Origin of the sequence: Limosilactobacillus kribbianus (assembly GCF_026413145.1) — a bacterium.
Taxonomy (GTDB): Bacteria; Bacillota; Bacilli; order Lactobacillales; family Lactobacillaceae; genus Limosilactobacillus; species Limosilactobacillus kribbianus.
Genome location: NZ_JAOVYZ010000075.1, coordinates 1 through 5,011 on the forward strand (window position 1 = coordinate 1; position 5,011 = coordinate 5,011).

Consider the following 5,011-nt stretch of genomic DNA (forward strand, 5'->3'; position numbering starts at 1 on the left):
AGTTCGCGTGTGGTAAGATGATGATAGGTCATTTGTGATATCCTTTGCTTTTGTTTGTGGTTATTCAAAAGTCTATCACAGATGGCTTTTTTATGTTTCTAACTTAATTTTACAAACCGGGACCAAAAAAGCAGCCCAGAAATGGACTGCTTTTATTTATGGCTAGCGCGCTTAGTCAGCGATCAGCGTTGCGGTGTAGTGAACGATTAAGTTGTCACCATAGTTCTTGTTTTCGTTAGTCAGGCTGAAGTCCTGCTGCTTATCAGCAGTCGTTGCACCGTCTAACCACAGTTCATAGTGGTACTTGTTGCCGGCTGCGTCAGTGTATTCAGCCGTTGAAACACCTTCGTTCAATGAAGTCAGAATGCTATCAAGACCACTTTCACCAATCTTGGCACCCCTAGCACCCGTCAGCATCTTCGCCGTGTTATCACCAAGCAAGTTGCTCAGATCAAGGTTGTCACCGACATTCAAACCATTTTGAATCTTAATATCGTGTGATACACCATCACCGAAGTAAAGTTTGGAAACTTTTGCCGTCAGCGTTGAGGTAACCTTTGCCGTTGGCGTGGTTGGCTTGTTATTGTGCTGTTCATCGTAGTTAGCAGAAGTGTAGCCATTCTGGAAGCCATGGAACATCATCAGTGATTGCAGTGGGTGCCCTTGGTCATCGAACAGCGCCTGGTTATCCCAGGAACTGCCACCCCAGGTTGGCTTGCCTTCCCAGTAAAGTTTTTCGTCTGGGTGGTAACCACGAGCCGCTTCGGTTGCCCAACCGCAACCATAAACGCTGCTGGCGTCAATGTTATATTGGTAGTAATTCCAACCGGCCTTAGCTGGAATCCAAGCAGGTTCCCACCAGAAGGAGCCCAGAAGCGTACCACGATAATTATTGCTGATCTCACTGTAGAAGCCGCGCATTGCATCGACTTGGCCTTGTGGACTAACCGCAAAGCCGGCGTTCCCGGCACCACTCGTGGAGTTGTTAGTCCCATCAGAGTTTTCATCGGTAAATGGCCAACTAGTTTCAGTAATAATGACCTGCTTGCCAAACTCATTCTTGGCTACGTTGATACAACCGTTCACAGTATCCATGACGGTATACTGCTTATTTGCCCACAGCCAGAAAAGATAGGCAGAGGTTGCCAAGATATCGTAATCAACACCATGCTTCTTCCAAGTGTTCATGATAGCACGGTAATTGGACTGATTGTCCCCTTCAAGGTGCAGGGCAATCTTTGCATTTGGCAAGACTTCCCGCACTGCCCGTGAACCGGCGGACAGGTATTCACAACCAATCTTCGCAGTCTTTTCATTTGCCCAGAAGTTCCCGTCAGTCGTGGAAATCTGCTTACCAGTCGATGGGTCGGTCTGCGAGATCAAGATCCCCCGGGTAATTTCGTTCCCGATCTGAACCATGCCAACATTAACACCGGTGGCCTTCAGATCTTGTAAGACCTTCTTCGTGTAGTTGTAGACCGACTGAGCCATTGTTGACGAATCTTCGCCCTCCCATGCCTTTGGAATCAATTGCGTTGCTGGATCAGCCCAGAAGTCAGAGTAGTGGAAGTCCATCAGCAGTGACATGCCATGAGCCTTAGCACGCTTAGCAAGCTGGATCAGGGTTGCTTCATCGCTGGCCCCACCACCATAGGTCTGCATCGTGGCATCGTATGGATCATTCCAGAGCCGCAGCCGAATGTAGTTCACACCAGCTTGTTGCAGAACGTCAAACAGGTCCGCTTTTTGACCGTTAAAGTCATAGAAGGTTACACCGGCCCGTTCCAGGGAAACTAATGAACCAATATCGACACCCTTAGCAGCGGAATTGTCAAAATTGTTAATCTTTTCAACCTTAACGGCTTCGTGACTTGCTCCACTGTCAGACCCAGTTGCGTAAGCAGTGTTAATTTGGTCGGTCGTCATCTGGCTCGTTGGAATACCAGAAACCGGTTGAGCTGCTGGCTTTCCCCAGGTCAGGGTTGCGGAAACGTCAACCTTGATTGGGTCACCGTACTTGACCCCCTTATTGTTGTTCATGAAGACGGTCCAGGAGTCACCCTTGACATCACCTTCAGTGTCTTCAAGCCAGTAAACATAATGGTAATTACCATACTGATTAGTGTACAGCTTTTGACCAACCAAACCAGTCTTGGTCCCCTGCGCACCTTTGAGGGCATCGTAGTACAGCTGCAGGATATTTTGTGGAATCTCTTCACCCTTTGGACCAGTCAGAATTGTCTTATTGATTCCTGCCAGAGCATTGGCCAATTCGGAGTTGTCCACCTTGGCCCCAACGGTTAATGGGTTATTAACCGTTGTATTGTTGCTGTAGACATGAGTAATCGTTGCAGATGGAACAGTTGAGGTGGCCTGTGTCTTTTCTGGCGCAGCCGGACCCTTCTTGAAGAGAACCGCCGTGACGATGTATTGCTTCGTTGTTGAATCATAGATCGCACCAACACCCAGAATATCACCATTAACGTTGCTCAACTTCAGCTGGTTGAGGTAGTCATTCGTTACCTGTTGGGTGTAGTTGCTAATATCATCAACGCTATTTACCTGGTAGTTCTTCGTGAAGATGTTTTGAACGCTCCCCGTCAACAGGGTGTTCTTGGCCAGATATTCTTCAATCAGCTTAGCGTTGGCTTCCAGGCCCTGGTTACCCAGGATCGTCTTACCAGCCTGCTTTTCTAAGGCGTACTTTTGCGACAATGCAATCAGCTGTGCAGTGTCATGCATTGAGAAGGCTGCAAAGTCATCCTGCTGGTTGTTCCAATCGTAATCAACGGTCCCCTTGTTGGCAAGCGCCGTCGCAATCGATTGGGCAATCTCGGCACGTTGATCCTGAACCAAGGCGTCCCCGCTCAACTTGTGTTCGCCAGTTGAGTGACCGTCCTTATCAAAGGTGTACTTGACCCCATCGATCGTGAGGGTGGTGTTGGCTGCCATTGTTCCTTCATTGTTGAAGTAGTACCAACTGTTGTTGATCTTTTGCCAGCCAGTTACCGCCCATGCATTTTCTGGGTCAAAGTAGTACCAGTTGCCGGCTTGACTCTTGAACCAACCGGTTTCGGCCCACATGTTTGTTGGATCGAAGTAGTACCAATGGTTATTTACTTCTTGCCAGCCGGACATTGCCCAGGCGTTGGTCGAATCGAAGTAGTACCAGCGGTTATTGATCTTTTGTAAACCAGTTTCGGCCCAGGCATTTTCTGGATCGAAGTAGTACCAGTTGCCAGCCTTGGTCTTCATCCAACCGCTCTGCGCCCAGGCATTGGTCGTGTCAAAGTAGTACCAACGGTTGTTCAGCTTCTGCCAACCGGTCAGTGCCCAAGCATTGGTCGGGTCGAAGTAGTACCAGTGGCTATTAATCTTCTGCCAGCCGGTATCAGCCCAGGCATTTTCTGGATCGAAGTAATACCAGTTGCCGGCCTTGGTCTTCATCCAGCCGCTTTGGGCCCAGGCATTTTGAGTGTCAAAGTAGTACCAACGATTGTTTAGTTTCTGCCAGCCAGTCAGTGCCCAAGCGTTCTGGGTGTCAAAGTAGTACCAACGGTTGTTGATCTTGTGCCAAGCGGTCAGTGCCCAGGCATTTTGATCATCGAAGTAGTACCAGTTACCAGCCTGGCTCTTCATCCAGCCAGTCTGCGCCCAGGCGTTCTGAGTGTCAAAGTAGTACCAGCTATTGTTAAGCCGGTGCCAACCAGTCAGTGCCCAAGCATTCTGGGTGTCAAAGTAGTACCAACGGTTATTCAACTTCTGCCAACCAGTATCAGCCCAGGCATTTTCTAGATCGAAGTAGTACCAGCTACCAGCTTGACTCTTCATCCAGCCCTTTTGTGCCCAGGCGTTATTGGCATCGAAGTAGTACCAACGGTTATTAATCTTTTGCCAACCGGTATCAGCCCAGGCATTTTCTGGGTCGAAGTAGTACCAGTTCTTTGCATCAGATTGGTACCAGCCAGTTTCGGCTTTCCCTTCTTTGTCAAAGTAGTACCAGCGGTTGTTGATGTTCCGCCAGCCGGTGTAAGCAGCACCATCATTTGCACCGCCGAAGCCGTACCAGCTGCCATCAATCTTTTGCCAACCGGTCTGCATGGCACCGAACGTTCCGTCATGGTTCGGGTTCAGGTAGTAATAGTGTTCACCGACTTGTGTCAGACCCGATTGCATCTGACCGTTGTTTTGGTCGAAGTAGTACCAATTGCCTAATTGCTTCCAGCCAGTAGCGGCAGTACCGTTTTCATTAAAGTAGTACCAGCTATTGTTTTGCTGTGACCAACCCGGTTTCCCCGTTGGTAAAGTAGTCGTTTTGGCAGTATTCGTAGTGCTCGTTTGACTGTTATCAGCCTTAGCAGTAGTAGTTTGAGTTTGATCAGTGGCCTGATCATTATTAGTAGTAGTCTTTTGCTGGTCTTGGGTAGTTGTCGCCTTTGTCCCAGCAATATCGTTAGTCGTCGTATTCTTAGTCGTCGCCTGATCAGTCGTTTGATCAGCAGTTACAGTTTGAGTAGCATTTACATTGCTAGTAGCAGTGTTGGTATCAGCAGACGCAACGCCTGCAAAAGCAGTTAAACCAGCTGCAACGGCAAGGGTCGCAATCGCTGCGACACACCATTGCTTGCCAGCTTTATATAACTTAAAATGCTTTTTTACTGACATGATGTTCCTCCTAAATTATTGTCCATCTCATTATAAAATCTTAAAGTAAAATATGCAAAAATTATTTACTTATGTCTATTTAAGAGCTGCTTGCAACTTCAAAAGTTAATTTTATCAACCTATTTACTTTTCAGTTTCAAGGGAAAAATTGAAATCGTTAATTCTTCACAAAAAAATCCTTTCTTCAAATCAATTCAATGACTTAAAGAAAGGATTTTCATAGGGCAGATTGCAAGAAATAACTTGAACGAATTTAATGACGTAAATTAAGCAGGAAGATCTCGATTGGTGTGCGCCAGTTAAGACATTTAAGTGGCCGGGAATTCAGATACCAATTGATTTGAAC

1 protein-coding gene is annotated in these 5,011 nt (G+C 47.3%); it reads right to left on the minus strand.

Annotation, left to right across the window (positions count from 1 at the left end; translation table 11 throughout):
- Positions 1–171: 171 nt before the first annotated feature.
- Entirely contained in the window at positions 172–4,665 is a 4,494-nt protein-coding gene (locus OCT58_RS09865) for a glycosyl hydrolase 53 family protein (RefSeq protein WP_267202666.1), read from the minus strand.
- Positions 4,666–5,011 lie beyond the last annotated feature (346 nt).